This window comes from Paenibacillus curdlanolyticus YK9, assembly GCF_000179615.1.
GTDB classification, from domain to species: Bacteria; Bacillota; Bacilli; order Paenibacillales; family Paenibacillaceae; genus Paenibacillus_T; species Paenibacillus_T curdlanolyticus.
Genome location: NZ_AEDD01000007.1, coordinates 91,870 through 111,907 on the forward strand (window position 1 = coordinate 91,870; position 20,038 = coordinate 111,907).

The 20,038-nt window shown below is 58.9% G+C and carries 16 protein-coding genes; 8 read left to right on the top strand and 8 right to left on the bottom strand.

The annotated features are described in order from the left end of the window. Positions 1 to 14: 14 nt before the first annotated feature. The 4 genes from PAECUDRAFT_RS14015 to PAECUDRAFT_RS14030 all read right to left on the bottom strand — a co-directional run bounded on the left by PAECUDRAFT_RS14015 (position 15) and on the right by PAECUDRAFT_RS14030 (position 8,130). Positions 15 to 1,793 (bottom strand): acyl-CoA dehydrogenase family protein, encoded by a 1,779-nt coding sequence (locus PAECUDRAFT_RS14015; RefSeq protein WP_006038756.1) that lies wholly within the window; start codon positions 1,791 to 1,793, stop codon positions 15 to 17. Positions 1,794 to 1,797: 4 nt separating this feature from the next. Next, a complete protein-coding gene (locus tag PAECUDRAFT_RS14020) occupies positions 1,798 to 3,000 on the bottom strand; it encodes an acetyl-CoA C-acyltransferase (protein ID WP_006038757.1) in 1,203 nt (400 codons plus the stop codon). Positions 3,001 to 3,025: 25 nt separating this feature from the next. Beyond that, positions 3,026 to 5,776 carry a 3-hydroxyacyl-CoA dehydrogenase/enoyl-CoA hydratase family protein gene (locus PAECUDRAFT_RS26400; RefSeq protein WP_006038758.1) on the bottom strand — a complete coding sequence of 917 codons (2,751 nt, stop codon included), beginning with the start codon at positions 5,774 to 5,776 and terminating at the stop codon, positions 3,026 to 3,028. Between the two features lie 137 nt (positions 5,777 to 5,913). Beyond that, positions 5,914 to 8,130, bottom strand: coding sequence for a (Fe-S)-binding protein (locus PAECUDRAFT_RS14030; protein ID WP_050794360.1), 2,217 nt, complete (start codon positions 8,128 to 8,130; stop codon positions 5,914 to 5,916). A 460-nt stretch (positions 8,131 to 8,590) separates the two neighbouring features. Here PAECUDRAFT_RS14030 and PAECUDRAFT_RS14035 point away from each other — a divergent pair, with 460 nt between their 5' ends. The 5 genes from PAECUDRAFT_RS14035 (at position 8,591) to PAECUDRAFT_RS14060 (ending at position 13,824) form a co-directional block, all read left to right on the top strand. Continuing rightward, positions 8,591 to 9,367, top strand: a complete 777-nt coding sequence (locus tag PAECUDRAFT_RS14035; protein ID WP_006038760.1) for an electron transfer flavoprotein subunit beta/FixA family protein — start codon at positions 8,591 to 8,593, stop codon at positions 9,365 to 9,367. A 178-nt stretch (positions 9,368 to 9,545) separates the two neighbouring features. Further along, positions 9,546 to 10,556 (top strand): electron transfer flavoprotein subunit alpha/FixB family protein, encoded by a 1,011-nt coding sequence (locus tag PAECUDRAFT_RS14040; RefSeq protein ID WP_006038761.1) that lies wholly within the window; start codon positions 9,546 to 9,548, stop codon positions 10,554 to 10,556. A gap of 542 nt (positions 10,557 to 11,098) precedes the next feature. Beyond that, complete coding sequence (locus PAECUDRAFT_RS14050) at positions 11,099 to 11,875, top strand: ABC transporter permease (RefSeq protein WP_006038763.1); 777 nt, start codon at positions 11,099 to 11,101, stop codon at positions 11,873 to 11,875. Beyond that, a complete protein-coding gene (locus PAECUDRAFT_RS14055) occupies positions 11,872 to 12,663 on the top strand; it encodes an ABC transporter permease (RefSeq protein ID WP_006038764.1) in 792 nt (263 codons plus the stop codon). The genes PAECUDRAFT_RS14050 and PAECUDRAFT_RS14055 overlap by 4 nt, the downstream gene beginning before the upstream one ends. 87 nt (positions 12,664 to 12,750) lie before the next feature. Beyond that, a complete protein-coding gene (locus tag PAECUDRAFT_RS14060; protein WP_006038765.1) occupies positions 12,751 to 13,824 on the top strand; it encodes an ABC transporter ATP-binding protein in 1,074 nt (357 codons plus the stop codon). Positions 13,825 to 13,914: 90 nt separating this feature from the next. Here the strand turns inward: PAECUDRAFT_RS14060 and PAECUDRAFT_RS14065 are convergent, their stop codons facing one another. Continuing rightward, the gene (locus tag PAECUDRAFT_RS14065; protein WP_040712633.1) at positions 13,915 to 15,267 is read right to left on the bottom strand and encodes an SLAP domain-containing protein; all 1,353 of its coding nucleotides are present in this window, start codon (positions 15,265 to 15,267) and stop codon (positions 13,915 to 13,917) included. Positions 15,268 to 15,462: 195 nt separating this feature from the next. Between PAECUDRAFT_RS14065 and PAECUDRAFT_RS14070 the strand changes: the two genes are divergently transcribed. Further along, entirely contained in the window at positions 15,463 to 15,816 is a 354-nt protein-coding gene (locus PAECUDRAFT_RS14070; RefSeq protein WP_006038767.1) for a DUF4870 domain-containing protein, read from the top strand. Between the two features lie 83 nt (positions 15,817 to 15,899). Continuing rightward, positions 15,900 to 16,142, top strand: coding sequence for a hypothetical protein (locus PAECUDRAFT_RS14075; RefSeq protein ID WP_006038768.1), 243 nt, complete (start codon positions 15,900 to 15,902; stop codon positions 16,140 to 16,142). Positions 16,143 to 16,231: 89 nt separating this feature from the next. On the opposite strand, the gene mgrA is transcribed toward PAECUDRAFT_RS14075, so the two are convergent. Then, a complete protein-coding gene (gene mgrA, locus PAECUDRAFT_RS14080; protein WP_006038769.1) occupies positions 16,232 to 17,230 on the bottom strand; it encodes an L-glyceraldehyde 3-phosphate reductase in 999 nt (332 codons plus the stop codon). 143 nt (positions 17,231 to 17,373) lie between these two features. Between mgrA and PAECUDRAFT_RS14085 the strand changes: the two genes are divergently transcribed. Next, entirely contained in the window at positions 17,374 to 18,219 is an 846-nt protein-coding gene (locus tag PAECUDRAFT_RS14085) for an AraC family transcriptional regulator (protein ID WP_040712637.1), read from the top strand. Between the two features lie 111 nt (positions 18,220 to 18,330). Here the strand turns inward: PAECUDRAFT_RS14085 and PAECUDRAFT_RS14090 are convergent, their stop codons facing one another. Both PAECUDRAFT_RS14090 and PAECUDRAFT_RS14095 read right to left on the bottom strand, forming a co-directional pair. Then, positions 18,331 to 18,783 carry a VanZ family protein gene (locus PAECUDRAFT_RS14090; RefSeq protein ID WP_006038771.1) on the bottom strand — a complete coding sequence of 151 codons (453 nt, stop codon included), beginning with the start codon at positions 18,781 to 18,783 and terminating at the stop codon, positions 18,331 to 18,333. A gap of 504 nt (positions 18,784 to 19,287) precedes the next feature. Next, positions 19,288 to 20,019, bottom strand: coding sequence for an SOS response-associated peptidase (locus PAECUDRAFT_RS14095; RefSeq protein WP_233516765.1), 732 nt, complete (start codon positions 20,017 to 20,019; stop codon positions 19,288 to 19,290). Positions 20,020 to 20,038 lie beyond the last annotated feature (19 nt).

Here is a 20,038-nt window from a genome sequence, read left to right on the forward strand (position 1 = left end):
GGGATGTTGGGCGGTTACACGACGTAGCGGCCCGCTTCCTTCACTTTCGCGGCAATCATGCGCTTGCGGGCGATCGTGTCCTCCTGCGGCGCGCGCATCAGCTTCTTCAGCACGGACAGCTGCACCTGCAGCGAATCGCCTTGCTCGACGGCGGCCAGCCCTTTCTTCGCCAGCTGTTCGATCCGCTCCATCGCCTCCTGCACGAATACGACCGTCATATCGATGGCATTGCCCGCCTTCGCTTCGCCTTCTCGGGCAATGAGCTTCTTCACCCGCAGCAGCGCGCTCTCCATCGCGTAAATGTCGATCATGATATCCGCCAGCGTAACGAGCACCTCCTGCTCCTGCTCCAGCCGCAGGCCCAGCTGCTGAACGGCGAGGCCCCCGACTGCAAGAAACGTGCGTTTCGCTTGAGCTAGACGATAGGATTCCAGGCTCAACACATCCTCGAATGACGGCAAAGGCATCGGCTGCAGCAGCTCCGCCTGCAGAGCGCGCGCCTTGCGAAGCAGCGGCAGGTCGCCTTTGAGCGCTTTTTTCATCAGCGTGCCGGGGATAAGCATCCGATTGATTTCATTCGTCCCTTCGAAAATACGGTTAATGCGCGAGTCGCGATAGATTCGCTCGATTTTATACTCCTGCATGTAGCCGTAGCCCCCGTGGATTTGCACCCCTTCATCCGCGATATAATCGAGCGCCTCCGTCGCGAACACCTTCACGATCGAGCATTCCAATGCATACTCGGCAATCGCTTTGGCCGCTTGCGCGCCGCTGTCCGGGGCATTCGGGTCCGCCTGGCTTAGCCCCTCGTCAATCCAGCCCGCCGTCCGATATACCATGCTCTCCATCACAAAGGCGGCGATGTTCATATCCGCGAGCTTCGCGCCAATGAGCGGAAAGCTGGCGATTGGCCGCCCAAACTGCTTGCGCGCCGCCGCATAGCCAACTGACAGTCGAATTGCCTCCTTCGCCGTTCCAACGCAGCCTGCGCCCAGCTTGAACCGCCCGATGTTCAAGATGTTGAAGGCGATTTGATGGCCTTTGCCTACCTCACCCAGCACATTGGCGACCGGAACCGGCGCATCCTCGAAAAACAACGGGCAGGTCGAGGAGCCCTTAATGCCCATCTTCTTCTCCTCCGGACCGACCGTGAAGCCCGGCGTTCCCCGCTCGACGATGAACGCCGTAAAATGATCGCCGTCTACCTTCGCATAGACGATATAAATGTCGGCGAAGGCGGCATTCGTAATGTATAGCTTGGAGCCGTTGAGCAAATAATGGCTACCGTCCGGCGACAGCCGCGCCGTCGTCCTAGCGCCAAGCGCATCCGAACCGGAGCCCGGTTCGGTCAGACAGTACGCTGCGATCCGGGTGCCGGCAGCCAAGTCCGGCAAATACCGCGCTTTCTGCTCCGGCGTTCCGAAGAAGACGATCGGCAGCGTGCCGATGCCAACATGCGCGCCGACGGACAATGCGAACGAGGAAGCTTCCGCCATCGTCTCCGACAGCAGCGTCGTGCTCACCTTGTCGAGCCCGAGCCCTCCATAAGCTTCCGGCACATCCGCTCCAAGCAAGCCGAGCTCGCCAGCCTTGCGCATCAGCTCTACGGTTAGGCCGTAATTGAGCTTCTCCAGCTCCTCGTCGCGCGTCTTCACCTCTCCCTCGACGAATGCGCGGGCCGCATCGGCCATCATCCGCTGCTCTTCGGTCAGATCCTCCGGTGTAGCGATAGTATCCGGCGCAAAGTCGTCCACGACAAAACGGCCGCCGTTCCGTACGCTCTCCGTCGCCATCGGCTCACACGCTCCTCTCTAGTTCGAACACGCCTGCGGCGCCCATGCCTCCTCCAACGCACATCGACACGATCCCGTATCGCGCATCCCGCCTGCGCAGCTCATGCAACAGCGAAACGGTAAGCTTCGCTCCCGTGCAGCCCAGCGGATGCCCAAGCGCAATCGCGCCGCCGTTCACATTCACCCGTTCCTCCGCCAAACCCAGCTCCCGAATAATCGGTACGCACTGCGCGGCGAACGCTTCGTTCAGTTCGAACAAGTCGACCTGATCCAGCGAAATTCTCGCGCGAGCAACCGCCTTCGGAATCGCTTCGATTGGCCCGATGCCCATCACCTCAGGCGCAACGCCCGCAACCGCGTAGGAGCGGAAGCTCGCCAGCGGCTGCACGCCGAGCCGCACTGCCCGCGCCCGGCTCATGACGACGACTGCCGCAGCGCCGTCGCTCATCTGCGAGGCATTGCCCGCTGTCACGGTGCCCGCGCGCGCGAAGGACGGCTTCAGCGCAGCCAGCCTTGCCTCCGTCGTATCCGGCCGTACCCCTTCATCGACCTGAAACGTAAAGGATCGCTCAATCGGCCGTCCTGACGCATCCACGCTCGCAAGCTTCACCTCCATCGGGACGATTTCATCCTGAAATCGCCCTTCGGCAATCGCGGCCGCCGCCTTGCGGTGGCTTCCTGCCGCAAACGCATCCTGATCTTGGCGGCTGACGCCATAGCGCAGCGCAACCTCCTCAGCCGTGTGCCCCATCCCCATATAGGCTTCAGGCATCATATCGACGATGGCCGGATGAGGCGACAGCCGGAAGCCCGTCATCGGCACATGGCTCATGCTTTCGACCCCGCCAGCTACGATCACCTCAGCTTCGCCGAGCCGTATGCGCTCGGAAGCATAAGCAATCGCTTGAAGCCCGGATGCGCAGAAGCGATTCACCGTCACTGCTGGCACGGAATGCGGGAAGCCCGCATACAGCGACATCAACCTTGCAAAATTAAGCCCTTGCTCGCCTTCCGGCATCGCGCAGCCGATGATGACATCTTCGATGTCGGACGCACGCAGCCCCGGCACCCGATCGACAGCCGCCCGCAGCACGGCGCGCCCCATATCCTCCGCGCGCGTCTGCGACAACGCGCCCCGTTTGGCTTTGCCGACTGCGGTCCGCACCGCGGAGACGATGACAGGATCGCGTTCCCAATCGTTAGGCATTCACTCTCCCCCTTCTGTACGAGACTTAGTTGCGCAGCGGCTTGCCGGTCTCCAGCATATGGCGCATCCGCTGCTGCGTCAGCGGCTCGCCAAGCAGCGTCAAGAACGCTTCGCGTTCCAAATCGAGCAAATATTGCTCGCTAACCTCAGCGCCCGGCGCGGCATCGCCGCCCGCGAGCACATGCGCAAGCTGCGTCGCAATCCGCGCGTCATGCGCGCTTATAAAACCGCCTCGCCGCATCGCGTCGACGGCGAGCAGGAGCACGGCCTTGCCTTCACGGCCGGCGACGGCTACGCGCTGCTGCGGATCGGGCGCTGCATAGCCGGCGCGATCCAGCTCCAGCACGGCCCGCTTCGCCTCCGCAATGCGAGCATCCTGCCGCCCGATGACTGCATCCTGCGGACGCATCAGTCCGATTGCCGCCGCTTCATGCCCGCTTGTCGTTGTTTTGGCCATCGCAATCGTTTCGAACAGCGGCACCAGCTGATCGTTAAGCGAGCCATGGGCAACCGACTGGGCACGCACAGCAGCCATGAGTGCCGCTTCCTTGCAGCCGCCGCCAGCGGGTATGAGCCCGACGCCCGTCTCGACGAGCCCGTAGTACGTTTCAGGCGAGAACAGAACCCGATCCGCCGGCAGGCACGCTTCGACGCCGCCGCCGAGCGTCATCCGATGCGGGGCGGCGACGACCGGCCGCTCCACCCTTTTGAGCTGCAGCATGCTGTCTTGGAACTGGCGGATAATATCCTCAACCTCATCCCACTCGTCGTTCTGCGCTTCCATAAGCAGCAGCAGCAAATTCGCTCCGACGCAGAAGTTGCGGCCTTCATTGGCCACGACCAAGCCCCGCCAATTCCGCCCAACCTCCTCGGCCGAACGCCGGATCGCCGTCAATATATCCGAGCCGATCGCATTGTTCGGCGAATGGAACTCCAAGCAAGCCACATCGTCCCCGATATCGATCAAGCTCGCTCCCGCATTACCCATTATGATGCGACCCGCCGCTTTCAGCGGCTGAAGCAAGATCGTATCGGCAGGCTCCTCTACCGTCCGGAATGCACCGCTCGATACGTAGAGCCGCGACAGGCCCTCCTGCTTATAAAAGGTTTTGTTGCCCGCGGCCAGCCACGACTCGACCCATTCCGGAATCGCATCGCCCTCCGCCTTCATGCGGCGTACCGTCCGCTCAACGCCAAGCGCATCCCAGAGCGCGAATGGGCCCAGCTCCCAGTTAAAGCCCCATTCCATCGCACGATCGATATCGACGATGGTATCGGCGATGACGCCGACCTGCCGCGCTGCGTACAGCAGCGTTCGCTTCAGCGCGTACCACGAGAACAGCGTGTAGCGGACGTCACGCGGCAGCGCGTGACGGGCGTTGGCGGCCGCAGGGCTCGCGGCGGCAGGCTCGCTGGTTGGCGCCGCTGCACTTGCATGCGGCGCTAGTGCCGCCGCGCCTGCTGGCGAAGCGGCGGATGCAGCGGATGCTGTGGCATCCGCGCGAGGCGGGGCTGCCCCGGCGCCCGCGCCAGCTGCGTCGCTGTGCGCCGATGCCGGTGCGGCTGGCGCAGGCGCGCCGGCGGCATGCAGCGACGCGGAGCCGCCGCCTCCCGCGCTCGTGCCAGCGCGCGGCGCTGCTTGGGCAGCTTGGGCGCCGCCGGGCGGCAGCGGCGCCTGCCAGACGCCGGCCAGCAGCGCTTGCGCCTTGGCCGCTGCGCCTTTGGCAGCCTTCGCCCCGTCGATGATAGGCGAAGATACTTTTGCTACAGGCGCGTAATCATTGGTGACGAGCGATAGCGCTTCGATTTCGCTGCGGCCTGGGCCGCCGCCAGCAGGCTTGCGTTTGCGGTAAAAGCCTTGGCCGCTTTTTTCGCCCAGCCGTCCTTCCGACACAAGCCGCTCCAAAATCGCCGGACGCGCGAATACGCTGGCATCCTCGGGATCATCGCTCCGCTCGCGCACGTTATCGACCACATGCAGCAGCGTATCCAAACCAACGAGATCTAGCATCCGAAACGTCGCCGTCTTCGGACGTCCGAGCGAAGGCCCCGTCAGCGCATCCACTTCCTCCACCGTCAAGCCGAACCGCGCCATCTCTTCCAGCGTCACGAGCATACCGTACGTCCCGATGCGGTTGGCGATAAAGTTCGGCGTATCTTTGGCGACGACGACGCCTTTGCCTAGCTGCCGCTCGCACACCTCGGACAGCCTGCTCAGCGCAGCGTCGTCCGTGTCAGGCGAAGTCACAAGCTCGACCAGCTTCATGTAACGAGGCGGATTAAAGAAATGCGCCGCTAGAAAATGCTTTCGAAAGTCCTCGCTTCTCCCCTCGGCAAGCGCAGCAACCGACAAGCCCGACGTGTTCGTGCTGACGATGGACCCCGGCGCGCGATGCTGCTCCACAAGATCGAGCACCGCCTTCTTCACATCCGGACGTTCAGTTACCGCCTCCACGATCCATTCGGCCTCCCGAAGCTTATGCGCGTCGTCGGCGAGGCAGCCCGGCGTCAGGCGGCTTGCGAATGACGGATCGTATAACGGAGCTGGCTTTGATGATTTAAATCTCGCGATCGCAGCCGCTGCCAGCCGCCGCCTCACCTCAGGACGATCAAGCGTCAAGCCCGCCTTCTCCTCTTCAGCCGTTAGTCGGTCAGGCGCAATGTCGAGCAATGTGACCCGAATGCCTGCATTGGCCAAATGGCCGGCGATCGCGGCGCCCATAACGCCAGACCCGATGACCGCCGCTTGACGGATCGGTCGATGGGATTGACTCACGCGAATCCCTCCTCTGTCATGCTGATATTGTGTGATGCATATCATGCGCCGCAGCGCGGCGTGTAGTGTGTGACGCAGAATGCTGCTGCGTACGAAGATTTGCGAGCTGCGACCCGCGTCACGCGCTAACGCTCAGTTCACCCGAGCACCGAAGCGGCGAGCAGCTCCGCGACATCGCGTGCCGACGTATTCTCCTGTTCCAAATGGCGAAGCCCATCCTCCATCATCGTCAAGCAGTAAGGGCAGCCGGAGCCGATCACCGTCGGTTCGACCGCCAGCGCCTGCGTCACCCTCGCCACGTTCACGCGGGCGCCCGCTTTCTCTTCCATCCACATGAGCCCGCCGCCAGCGCCGCAGCACATCGCATTGCGCCCCGAACGCTCCAGCTCGGCTAGCTGAAGCGAAGGAATCGCCCACAAAATGCGCCGTGGCGCCTCATAAGCGCCGTTATACCGTCCCATGTAGCAGGAATCATGGTAAGCGACCGTCTCGCGCAGCGGGTGAACCGGCGTCAGCCGCCCGTCATCCAGCAGCCGCGCCAGCAGCTCGGTATGGTGTACCACTTCCGTTTCTGGCGATAGGCCAAAATCGGGATATTCATTGCGCAGCGCATGAAACGTATGCGGGCATGCCGTCACGATCCGCCGGATGCCGTACCGCTCCAGCGTCGCAATGTTGTCTGCGCACAGCTCCTGAAACAGCAGCTCGTTGCCGAGCCTGCGCGGCGTATCGCCCGAATTGCGCTCCTCCTCCCCTAGCGCCGCGAATCGCACGCCCGCGGCGTGAAGCAGCCGAACGAGCGCGAACAGCACTTTGCGGCTGCGCGTATCGTAAGCGCCCATCGAGCCCGCCCACACGACCCACTCCGGCTGCTCGCCGCGCTGCGCCATGTCTCGAACAGACTCGACCACGATGCCGGTCTGCTGCTCGCATGCTTCCATCCAAGCGGCGCGTTCGGCGCGGGGCAGCCCCCATGGATTGCCCTGCCGCTCGATATTTTGCATCGCGCGCTGTCCCTCCGCGGGCAGCCGCCCTTCCATCAGCACGAGATGGCGGCGCATATCGATGATTTTGTCCACATGCTCATTGCCGACCGGACACTGATCCTCGCAATTGCGGCAGGTTGTGCATGACCACAGCTCCGCCTCCGTCATCACGCCCCCGATAAGCGGCGTATCCTCTGCGGACGAGCCGCCTTCCCCTGGCAGCGTCCGCTGCCAGGCCTCGGCCTGCGCCTCCATCGTCGGGGCGATGGAGGTATCCGCCGCGCTTCGCCCGCCGTTCCATACCGGCACAGAAGCTCCCATCGCGTGCGCTCCGCTGCCTGATTGTTCATCGCCGTCCTTCCCCCACAGCCACGCTGGCGCATTCGGCCGCTGCTGTGTGACAGCCGCCCCCTTTTCCGTCAGATGGTCTCTCAGCTTCACGATCAAATGCATCGGCGACAGCAGCTTGCCGGTGTTCGAGGCTGGACATACGTTTGTGCACCGTCCGCATTCCACGCAAGCGTACAAATCGAGCAGCTGCTTGCGCCGAAAATCTTCAACGCGTCCTACGCCGAACGACTCCGCCTCCTCATCCTCCAAATTAATAGGCTCAAGCCGCCCGGGCTTCGCCCCGCGCCTTAGCCATAGGTTCGCCGGCGCCGTCAGCAGGTGAAAATGTTTGGACTGCGGCACGTAGACGAGAAATCCGAGCAGCACGAATAGATGCAGCCACCATGCTGCCTCATTGCCAGACTCCGCCGCTGCCGGCGTGGCGCCAATTGCAGTAAGGATCGAAGCGATTGCAGCCGTAATTGGCGCATAGGCTTGGGGAAACACATCGGCTGGCTGAGCAATGCGCTCAAACGAGAGCGTAAGCAAGACGGTTGCGCAAATGCCTCCAATGAACAGCGACACAATCGCGGGCTTCCAGCCGCGCTTGAGCCGTTCGACCCGTTCTCCGTACCGCCGATACACGCTATAAAGCACGGCGATGAATACGACGGCAACCGTCGTTTCCTGCACGAAGGAGAACCAGCCGTAACGGGCATAAGGAAGCGGCTGCTCCGTTAAGCCCCGCCAGATCAAATCCAGCGCGCCGAACTGCAGCACAATAAAGCCGTAAAAAAACAGCAAGTGCATGATGCCGCTTCGCAAATCGCGCAGCAGCTTGCGATGGCCTAATACTTGCGCCCCTACGTCTCCGAATGCCTTCGCTCGCGCTCGCCTTGCCTGCTTCGGATGCGCCTTCAAGGCCGCAGCCTCCCCGCTTGCGGGTTGAGGAGCAGGCGGCGGACGAAACGTCCCTTTGCCCAGCCGCATGTATGCGACTCGACTGAGAACGGCCTGTGCAAACCACCTGAGCGCCATGCCTGACACGCATGCAAACAAGAGCCATTTGACCGCCTTAATCGCCCATTCCTCCGTCAACGCAGCACCGCCCCTTTGCTCATGTCCTTCGATCGGACAAGTTGTTGAAGCGCTTTCACAACTGCGCGTTGTTCCCAGTATATGAACTCCCTTACGTGAACATGCCGCCTGTGAGCCCGTGTAATCGTGGTACGAGACGCTTTGGAATGAATGAAGGTATCGAGGGAACCGGAAAGAGACCATGAGGAAACCGAGAGGGAACCGAACTGACGCGACGCGCGGAACGATTGTTATTTTCGGTTGGCCGGAAGACCGCTGCTGGGAGATTCAAGGCTCGGGCGATAGTCTAATCGCTGGCCGTCTTTCATATCGTAGCACTGACGGACACGCGCCATTTTGGAAGGAACATAAAGGTGTAGTAAGGCATGATTCGCGCTGGTATGAGGAGGCGAGAGCCAATATGAACATCGTTGTGCTGGTCAAGCAAACGTTCGACACCGAGGAAAAAATCGTCGTGCGCGGAGGGCAAGTCTCGTCCGAGGGCGTCAAGCTTATTGTGAACCCTTACGACGAGTACGCATTGGAGGAGGCGCTGCGCATTCGCGAGCGTGCGGGCGGCGGCGGCATTAGCATTACGGCCGTTGCATGCGGACCGGAGCAAAGCGCGGAAGCGCTGCGCACGGCCCTTGCGATGGGGGCGGATGAGGCCATTCGGATCGAAATCGGCTCCGAGGACGACAGCGCGGCGGTTGCCGCCGCGGTCGCGGCAGTTATCCAGCCGTTGGCGCCGGATCTCGTGCTAGCCGGTTTATTCGCCGTGGATACCGGGTCGGGAAGCGTTGCCCTGCAAGTGGCGCAGCGGCTGGGCTTGCCCCATGTGTCCGCTGCGGTGAAGCTCGACCTTGCCGGCGGCACGCTCGTCGCCGAACGCGACGCCGAAGGGGATGCCGTAACGGTCGAGGTCCCCCTTCCCGCTTTGGTCACCGCGCAGCAAGGATTGAACGAGCCGCGCTACCCTTCGCTGCCCGGCATTATGAAGGCAAAGCGGAAGCCGCTTCGCGTCGTCAACCGAAGCGAGTTGGCTGGTCTTGGCGTGGATACTCCTTCTCCAAAGGCTGTTCGAGCAACAGTGGATGCTGCAGCGGCGCGCGCCGCAGGCAAGCGGATTGCTGGCGACCCCGCGGTGCAGGCCGCCGAGCTGGTCAGGCTGCTGCATGATGAGGCTAAGGTGCTTTAGGACGCGGAAATTAGGGGCCGGGATGGAGCTGGAAGCACTGCAACCAGTCGACCTGAACATGCCTGCGAGATCACATAACAAAAATGGATTGGCGCTTGCTTAACAATCGCGTTCTCGCCGCACTTTACCTGAGGCCCCGAAGCCTCAGGATCTTTTCTACAAAAGGAGGCTACTCTCTATGAGCCTAACCTGCTTGGTCTACGCCGAAAGCAAAGACGGGCGGCTGCGCCGCGTCGCACTGGAGGCGCTTGGCGCAGCCAGGCTGCTCGCCGGCGATAGCGGCGCGGTGCACGCCGTCATCGCCGGCACCGATAGCGCGGCGCTTGCGGAAGCTGCCGCCGAGCTGGCCGCACGCGGCGCGGTCGTCGTCCATGTGGCCGACGACCCTTCGCTGCATGGCAGCGCGCCGGAGGCGGTGCAGGCTGCGATCGCCGCCGCCATCGATGCGGTGCAGCCGAGCGCCGTGCTGCTCGGCCACACCGCTTTGGGGCGCGAGGTCGCGCCCCGCGTGGCCGCCGCCATCGGCGCGGCCCATATTGCCGACGTCACCGCCATCGAGCATAGCGGCGATGGCGGTGACGTCGTATTCGTGCGGCCGCTCTACGCCGGCAAAGCCGTCGAGCGGCTTCGCATCGTGCCGGGCGCACCAGCGGTGCTGTCGGTGCGCCCGAACAATCTTCCGCCGGCGAAGCCGCTTCCGCCCGGCATCCCGCAAGGCAGCGTGGCGGCGCTTGCTTATCGCGCGCCGACGCTATGGACGACCGTCCGCTCCGTCGTACGCAAGGCGAGCGGCGGCGTTGATCTCGCCGAGGCCGATGTCATCGTCTCCGGCGGCCGAGGCGTCCGCAGCGCCGATGGCTTCGCGCCGCTGCAGGCGCTTGCCGCCTTGCTCGGCGGCGCAGTCGGCGCCTCGCGCGGCGCCTGCGACGCGGGCTACTGCGACTACGCGCTGCAGATCGGGCAAACCGGCAAAGTCGTGACGCCCCAGCTCTATATTGCCTGCGGCATCAGCGGCGCAATCCAGCATCTCGCTGGCATGAGCGGCTCTCGCGTCATCGTCGCCATCAACAAAGACGCCGAAGCCCCCATCTTCGGCGTCGCCGACTACGGCATCGTCGGCGACCTGTTCGAAATCGTGCCGCTGCTCACGGCGGAATTCAGAAGATCGCTTGGAGCCGGAGCCACCTAACTCATCGCCCGAGCGCCAAACGTTCGGCATCGCTCCGACAACTTAAACTAACTACTATCATGAACTGGCGGTGCAGAAATTTTCTGCATCGCCAGTCTTTCTGCTTCCCCTCGCTGTCAGCTCACTCCCCCACCAATAGCGCACATTTCCCTTCCCTATCCCATCCGCCAACTCATTTCCCCACCAATAGCGCACATCTCCCTTCCCTATTCCCTCCACCAGCCCATTTCCCCGCCAATAGCGTACATTTCCCTTCCCTATCCCCTCCACCAGCTCATCTCCCCGCCAATAGCGCACATTTCCCTTCCCTATTCCAGCCGCCAGCTCATTTCCCCACCAATAGCGCACATTTTCCTTCCCTATTCCAGCCGCCAGCTCACTCCCCCACCAATAGCGCACATCTCCCTTCCCTATTCCCTCCGCCAGCCCATTTCCCCGCCAATAGCGAACTAAAAAAACGCTTGCAAACCTCCATCCCGCTCTGCTATGATCTTCTTCCGCGCTCTACGCACTTTCGCCTAATCATTGGTTGGAGGTGTTACATGCTTTTCTACGTTTTGGCCCGCAAAAACTACGCCCGCAACAAGCAATATCGCGGCGCGCATCTGATCCACAACATCGCAAGCGCTTTATTCGGCTTTATCTATGTCTCGATCTGGACAGCGATTGCCGCTGACCAACCGCTCGGCAGTTACGGGACCGCCGGCATCGTCAGCTATGTGGCGTTTAATCAATGCTCCTTATGGGTCGCCGCCTTCCTTACGAACGGGCTCGGGATCGAACAATCTGTCCGCACTGGACAAATTGCGCTGGAGCTCATGCGTCCCGCTCATTTGTTCTACCAGCTGATGAGCAAGGAATGGGGGCAGGTCGCTTATCAATTCGTGTACAAATTTATCCCTCTCTACGTTTTGTACGCGCTCGTCCTCCCCTTCTATCTGCCGACATCCTGGCTGGCCTATGCTTGGACCGCGATTGCTTTGCTGCTTGCCGCCCACATTTGCATTTGCCTCAACTACTTGATCGGAGCTTTCGCCCTCTGGTCGACGGAATCACGTTGGCTGTACTGGGTCAATTACGCGCTCAGCATGCTGCTGTCCGGCTTTATGATTCCGCTCGAATGGCTGCCAGAGCCGCTCGCTGCGATCGCCCGCTATTCGTTTTATCCGTATCTGCATTACGTTCCTACACGCATCTATCTCGACATGGCACAGCCGAGCGAGCTCATCGGGTCGCTGCTTTGGGCTGCTGCACTGACGTGCGTATGCCTGACAGTAACCTCTATTATGCGGCGAAAAGTGGAGGTGCAAGGCGGATGAACGGACTTCGCATGTATGGTCTGCTCGTCGCTGCGAGCTTTCGCAGTCGCATGCAGTATCGCTTTAACTTTTGGTTCTCGACGGCGATGTCCGCATTAATTAACGTCGTTGAATTTTTGATGCTTGCCGTCATTTTGCTCAAATTCGGCCACATTCAGGGCTGGAGTCTCTCGGAAGCTGGCTGGCTTTATGCCGTATTGACTCTGTCCAAAGCGTTGTACCGCACCGTCGCTTCTGATGTGCACAACATCGAAAGCTACCTCGTTAGCGGCGAACTGGATGCGCTGCTGCTGCGTCCCGTGCCGGTGCTCGTCGCGCTTATGTCGCGGAATGTATCCATACGCGCTGGCGAACTGATCCAAGGCATCGCGATTCTATCGCTCTCCCTCGCCTCTCTCATGCAGGCAGGCCAGCTCGGCTGGATTGCCGTTCCTTTATCGATCTTCGTCATTTTCTCCGGCGCCGTGCTGCTGTTCGCAATCGGCCTGCTTACTGCGACCGTCGGCTTTTGGCTCACGCGCATTACCGAGCTGCAAAACATTACCGAGGATGCTGCGAGAACGGCCGCGCAATATCCGATATCGATTTATCCAAGGTGGCTGCAAGGGATTTTGCTCGGCGTCATTCCAGTCGGCTTTGCCAATTACATGCCGGGCTTGTTCGTGCTGCGCGGGGATACAGGCTGGTGGATGCTGCCGCTGGCCGCCGCCGTTGCAGGCGCATTGCTCGTCTTGTCTCTGATATTCTGGCGGCTCGGCTTAAGCCGGTATCAAAGCACAGGCAGCTAAGCATGGGCAAAAATCGAAGCATAGCCTTCGACGCGCACTATGCTTTCGAAGTGCTTTTGCTTCGCAAAAACGTAAGGAGCGACTTCCATGATCACCGTTACGAATTTACATAAAAGCTTCCGGCTTCCCGTCGCGGCCCCGGAAGGTCCATTCCGCGGCTTCCGAACCATGCTGTCTCGCCAACACGCGATGAAGCATGCCGTTAGCGGCGTTAATTTTACGATCGAGCCCGGCGAATTCGTCGGATATATCGGCCCCAATGGCGCCGGGAAATCGACGACGATCAAGATGCTGTCCGGCATTCTGCACCCTACCTCCGGCGAAGTCCGGATCGATGGATTAAACCCGCATCGCGACAGACGCCGTGTAGCGAGAAGGCTCGGCGTGCTGTTCGGCCAACGCTCTCAGCTATGGTGGGACTTGCCCGTTCGCGACTCTTACGATATTCTGGCCGCAATGTACGGACTCGCGCCAGCAGTCAAAGCGGCTCGGATGCAAGAACTTACGGAGCTGCTGCAGCTGGACGAATATATAGATACACCCGTCCGTAAGCTGTCGCTCGGCCAACGCATGCGTGCGGATCTCGCCGCTGCCCTGCTGCATGATCCCGACATTTTGTTCCTCGACGAGCCCACGATCGGTCTTGATGTCATCGCCAAACGCAGCATTCGCGAATACTTGCGCAATATTAACGTCGCGATGGGCAAAACGATCCTGCTCACGACGCACGACATGGACGATATCGAGCAGCTGTGCAGCCGGGTCATCGTCATTAACCAAGGAACGCTCGGCTTCGATGGCACCATTAAAGAGCTGCGCCGTCGAATCGGCCTGCCAACGGTCATACGCGTCACTTACCGGCAGAAGCCAGCGTTACCCGAGTCGCTGACGTCCAGCCACCAGAGCATTCACACCAATCATCATCCTAGCTCCCATACGCAATCGACTGCTTCATCCCATTCCGCTGAATCGGCTGGACCTATTGTCGAAGCCAGTGCGCTGCACCTTCTCGCTTTCGAAGACTGCACAGTCACAATTGCGTGCAATCGCAACGAGCTTAGCGCCATGGACGCCCTTCGCTTGCTTGAGCAATACGGAGAGATCGAGGACGTTCATCTGGATGAGCCGAATTTTGAGGATATTATCCATACGATCTATTAAGCGCGCGAAGCATTTATGCGGCTAAATAAAAACACTGCCCCTCGTCAGCAAGCGAGCAATCGCTGTAACGAGGTGAGCAGTGTTTTTTAACTAATATGAATCGACCTGCACCAGCTCATGATCATTCGTGTAGTAATACAACGTGCTATGCGCGCCGTTATTCATGAGATAGAAGCCGCTAAAGTTATGGTCGGGATCTGTGAACGTATGCACGCTTGCCGGATTGCTGCCGTCCAAGTCGGTTTTGTTCAAATGAAATTCATAAGGGGAATCAAACGAAACGATAAAGTGCGTGTAGTAGATATGTCCGTTAAATACGATAAAGTCGTTCGTCACGCCTGTCGGGATAAGCCTAGGATCGGAGCCATCCTCCCCCACCCGCTTGAGCCCGCGATCCGTCAAATAGTACATCGTGCCATTATCGATCTGCGGCCTGCGATAAACGCGGTCGTTAGCCGGCGTAATCCGCGTAAACTTCTTCTTGTCGGCAAGCTGCACGCGATAAATGCCATCCGCCCGAATTTCGTCATAGGTTCCGTTCACATAGTCCATATTAAACACTTCGAGTCGATCAAAATACGCGTACTTATCGTTCGTTGCGTATGTTTTTACGCTCCACTTATGATTACGGCCCATATCCTGATCCGGCAGCAGGAAATAATGGAACTGGTCGATGTAGTTATCGCCCCACGTCGAATCGACATGATACCAAAACCCATCGAGCTTCACTAAATTCCACATATGCGCTTCGTACCCTCGGCCGCTGCCGTTGTTGGCACTGCCGGTTATCGTCTTGTTTACGATGCCGGCTTTCGTCAGCAGCACCTGCAGCGCGGAAGCATAGCCATCGCAGACCGCCATGCCATAAGCTAATGCCCCTGTGCTCGTGTGAGACCGCATATTGCCGCCGGTCCCTTCATACAACGCATAATCATAGGCGACATGATCCGTCAGCGTAGTGAACAGATAGGCGAGCTTGGCAATCGGCGTTTTTATTTTGCTTGCCTCTGCTACCCATAGGTTCACGTTATGCTCGCTGATGAGCGGCTCCATACAATTCCGAACCTTCTCGGGCAGCGCCTCGAATTTCACATTCGTCGACGCTTTCACAAACTTATCATCTTGAAGCGCGTAGTAGGTACTCCCATTCACCTTTAGCGTGCCGTATACCTTCACTGTAGAGCCGTAGCTAAGTGTTGCATTTGTCTTATATAGCGCCGTATCATTATCGATCTGCACTTCGATCGGCTGCGCTTGCCCTTTATTCGTTATCCGTCCGGTCGGCACATAAGCCATCGACTTCTCGTACCAGGATGCGTCGCAGCCCGCACCCGCAGGGCTAGCCGTCGCTCCGGCCGCGGCAGCCGATGCGACAACAGGCGCAGTCGTGCTTAACAGAATCGTTCCGATTAATCCGAGAAAAAGCCACTTGATGCGACCCATCGTTTCACGCCCCATTTTCTCCCATTCAGCATTGAAGCCGTTTCCATATTATAAGAAGCCTCCATTCACTTGTAAATATATGAAATAGGAACTTTTTCCTATCCGCAAATTTGTTCCGAATAGCCATGTATGTTGCTGCATATCGTTCATCGATAGGCCGTTACTCACGTCCGCCAGTAAAGGAGAGGGTAAGTGATGTATCCTGATCATCTGTCCCGGGATGACCGATTGTACGGCATGCTTTGCCATCTGCTCGCTTTCGTTGGCATCATCATTCCGTTCGGCTCCATTCTCGGTCCGCTTGTCATCTGGCTCATCAAGAAGGATGAATCCGCTTATATTGACGCGCAAGGCAAAGAGTCGCTCAACTTCCAGATCAGTATGGCCATCTATGGCATTATTTCCGGCATTCTGATTACGATCGTAATCGGCATTCTTACGTCCATTCTGCTAGGCATCGCTTGGATCATTCTGACGATCATCGGCGCCATACGCGCCAATGACGGCAGCCACTATCGTTACCCGCTTACGATTCGATTCTTCAAATAATCGGACGGCCCTTGCGGTAACCTCGGGGCGGGCATTCGCATATATTGACTGCAGCTTCTAAGCTCCATTAATGAGGTGCAGCTATGTTTATGCCATCCCCCGGCGCGATGCCCCCTACTGTTTCTCTGCAGCAAAAAGCGAGCATGCTCATCGGTCGTCCCGTCGGCCTCTCGATGCGAAATGGCACCGGCGTGACCGGCGTCCTGTGCGCCGTCCAAAACGGCGAGCTCTTCCTGTTGCAATACTTGTACCAATCGCAATTCGCGACGTTCCATTATCCGTTCAGCCAAGTGGCTGACATTATGCCATTCCCGCCATGCCGATAAGCAAGATAATGCGAAGGGGCTTTCACCTTGCCATCGTCGATGGCAAGGTGAAAGCCCCTTTATTTGGCTGCGGCGCAGCCCTCGGTTATTTAGTTCGGCAGCGCCAGCACGTTTTCGATGCGGCGCAGCTCTTCTTCTGTGAACGCCAGGTTGTTCAGCGCCGCTACGTTGTCGTCGATTTGCGAGACGCGGCTTGCGCCGATCAGCGCCGACGTTACGCGTCCGCCGCGAACCACCCAAGCAAGCGCCATCTGCGCCAGCGTTTGGCCGCGCTCTTGCGCATACTCGTTAAGCTTGCGGACCTTCGCCATTTTGGCTTCGGTCAGATCGTTCGATTGGAGGAACACGCTTGCCCCTCCGGCACGGGAATCAGCAGGCACGCCGCCCAAGTAACGGTCCGTCAATACGCCGCCCGCCAGTGGCGAGAAGACGATCGATCCGATGCCCTCTTGATCGAGCACATCCTGCAAGCCATCCTCGATCCAACGGTTGAGCATGGAATACGATGGCTGATGAATCAGGCATGGCGTTCCAAGACGCTTCAAGATCGCCGATGCTTCAGCCGTTTGCTCCGCAGAATAGTTCGAGATGCCGACATACAGCGCTTTGCCGGAGCGTACGATCGCATCCAATGCGCCCATCGTTTCTTCAAGCGGCGTGTTCGGGTCCGGACGGTGATGGTAGAAAATATCGACATAGTCGAGTCCCATCCGCTTCAAGCTTTGGTCGAGGCTCGAAACCAGATATTTGCGCGAGCCCCACTCGCCGTAAGGGCCCTGCCACATGTAATAGCCGGCTTTCGTCGAAATGATCATCTCATCGCGGTATGGCGCCATGTCTTGCGACAGGATGCGGCCGAAGTTTTCCTCTGCGGAGCCTGCCGGCGGTCCGTAGTTGTTCGCAAGGTCGAAATGCGTAATGCCCAGATCGAAGGCATGGCGAACCATCGCACGGCCGTTCTCGTACTTGTCCACTCCTCCAAAATTATGCCAGAGGCCTAGCGATAATGCGGGCAACAGCAAGCCGCTGCGGCCGCTGCGGTTATATGTCATAGAGTCATAGCGTTTCTCATTAGCTGTATATACCAAAGTGTTCAGCTCCTTGTCCGTAATGGCCTTATTGTAGCACTGCCAGTCATGTATTCCCAATGACAGAATGACTGAACAATATGGTATAATGTCAGAATATTCGAGATCGCAATATCGTCGAAAAACAGAAGCGGGTGAAGCAATTGAGCACAAGACGAACCAAAGAAGGCATTCGAAACAAGCCAGCGGCTGCCGTTGCCGCGCATGATTTGCAAATGATTTATTGGGGAGCGCAGGCCAACACGCCGGGCCAAAGCTGGGGGCCGGGCGTCAAGGATCATCACAAGCTTTACTTTGCCCGATCGGGTCGAGGCAGCATGACCTATCGGGGCCAAACCCATTCGATCCAAAGCGGACAAGGTTTCTATGCGCCCCCTAACGAGGTCTATTCTTATACGGCGGATATGGACGACCCGTGGAAATACAACTGCATCGCTTTCGTCGGCCAGCAGGCTGATCTGGTGCTGGAGCGTACGACACTAACCGTGAATCCGGTATTTGATCAGCCTGCGGAGATGGATAGCAGCTGGTTTGACCGATTAGCGGAAACGAGCGAGCGTCCCGGAGGCGATCTGCTGCAGCAAGCGACCTTGTATGAGCTGCTTGCCACGCTTATCCGGCTCGCTCCCGCTGAGCAGCAGGCGCCGGATGCCCGCAAGCCGCGGGAGGAATATGTGCGGCAAGCCGCCGACTTCATCCATCGCCACTACGACGAAGAAGTGACGATTCGCCAATTGTCCGAGTATCTCGGACTGGACCGCAAATACGTCGCCACGCTTTTCCGAGAGGCGCTCGGCATGCCGCCGCAGCAATATTTGCTCCACTATCGCATGGAGAAAGCCAAAGAGCTGCTGCGCAGCACCGGTTTATCCGTCACGGAGACCGCCCGCTCGGTCGGCTACAAGGATGCGCTGCTTTTTTCCCGCATGTTCAAAAAAGTTGTCGGCGTAGCGCCCAGCCACTACGTCCAGCAGCTAGCAAAGCCTTAACCTGGAACAGCTTCCGGCACTCCGATACCGGAGGTTGTTTTTATGTGCGCAGCAAAAAGGACTGCCGACAAAATGCCGACAGCCCATGCGAATTGGCGCTGGCTTAAGCCCTTAAGCTCGCAGTTGGCGGCTCTTCGCCTGCTGGCCCCTGCTAGCTCTGTACGCAATTCTTGCCGCAAGGGCAATGCCTGCGCCATCGATAAACATATCGATAATGCGGCCATCCCGGCCGAAGTAAAGCTGCAGCACTTCCGTCAGGACGGCGTAGCCTGCTGCCAGCATGACGCCCTTGCGAATCGCGGTTAACGGGTTGCTGCGGGCATGCCTTGCTGCCGATATGAGAAGCAGGGTCAGGATGAAGAAGCCTGAGAAATGACCGATTTTTTGCAGCAAATACAGCTTGCTGGTCAACCAAACATCATTCATCCGGAACAAATCGCTAAGGTTAGGGTCGGCGTCCCAATGAAACTCGATCACAAAATGCTGCAGCAGCAGCTTAAAGCTCATCGTGCAGGTGCAGACGAACAGAACGGCGCACCATAGCAGCGGGATTGCAATTCGCATAAACTTACCTTCTTTCTAGCCAATCCGATGGAGGATCGGCCCTTACACATTATAGCCGAATTGCCCGCCATCTCAACCTTCCGGTTATGGCGCTCACGCCAACGGCGAACGGAATTGGCTCCGCCGCCCCACTCCCTATTGCATGATGTACAATGGGATCTTCGTTAGCTCTCTCCAATGATCCTTTCATTGCAATTCATACAATGAGGAAGTTTCCATAAGTGTGTTTAAAGCAAATTTCGCGAAAATGTGAGGTTTGCCGTTGTACGAATTGCAATGGGAACAGCTTATAGCGCACTAAGCTTAAGGGGTCATTGCACAGAATACAATAACCTCCGCCCCCACAGGGCGCAGCACTTCAGCACACAACACACAATGCGCAACGCCACAGCACGCAACGCACAGCACGCAACGCACAACACGCAGCATCACGATACATCACCGCCCCATAGCAAGAAGCCCTGAGCGCTGCCTCGCTCAGGGCTTCTTTTGGATGCATTAGACTTACGCCGAGCCGAATTTCAGCTCCAGCACGCAATCGGGCTGCTCGTACTTCACGTCGCTAACCGCATTCGTCACCGGGAACGAGCGCAGCTGGAACGGCTCCAGCGGTTGAATAAACGTACGCAGCTCGGCGAACTCCGTTACCGCAGGACTCATCCAGCGCTCGATGCCCTCCTCGTCGAGAACAACCGGCAGGCGCTGCTGCCATGCGGACATCGGACCCGAGGACTGGACTGTCAATATCGTAAACGCCCGCTCCTCTTTCCCCTGCGGGTTAATCCAGCTGTCGTAAATGCCCGCCATGCCGAACAGCGGCTTCCGATCCACGACGATATGCATCGCGCGCGGATCGCGCTCGGGCCCCTCCTGCTTCCAGCCGTAAAATCCGGTGCTCGGCACGATGCAGCGGCGGCTTTTGAGCATCCGGTTAAAATGCTGCTTCGAGCCGACCCGCTCCCCATCTGCATTAATGGAATCCTTCGCCCAGAACGGGAACAGCCCCCATCTCGCTTCATCGATCGTCCGCTGCTGGTGCCGGTCATTCATCACGATCGATACCTGCTGCGTCGGCGCGATATTGAATCGGTTTGCCAAGCAGCTTCTCACATTCCATACCTTAAATTGGTCAACCACTTCATGCACATCTGACTTCAGCGCGAATCGCTCCACCTCATCCGCCTGCCTTCCAATCGGGATACGGTAGTATTTGGCACCGAGTGGGAATTTATGCAAATGAGAGCCGCGATCTTCG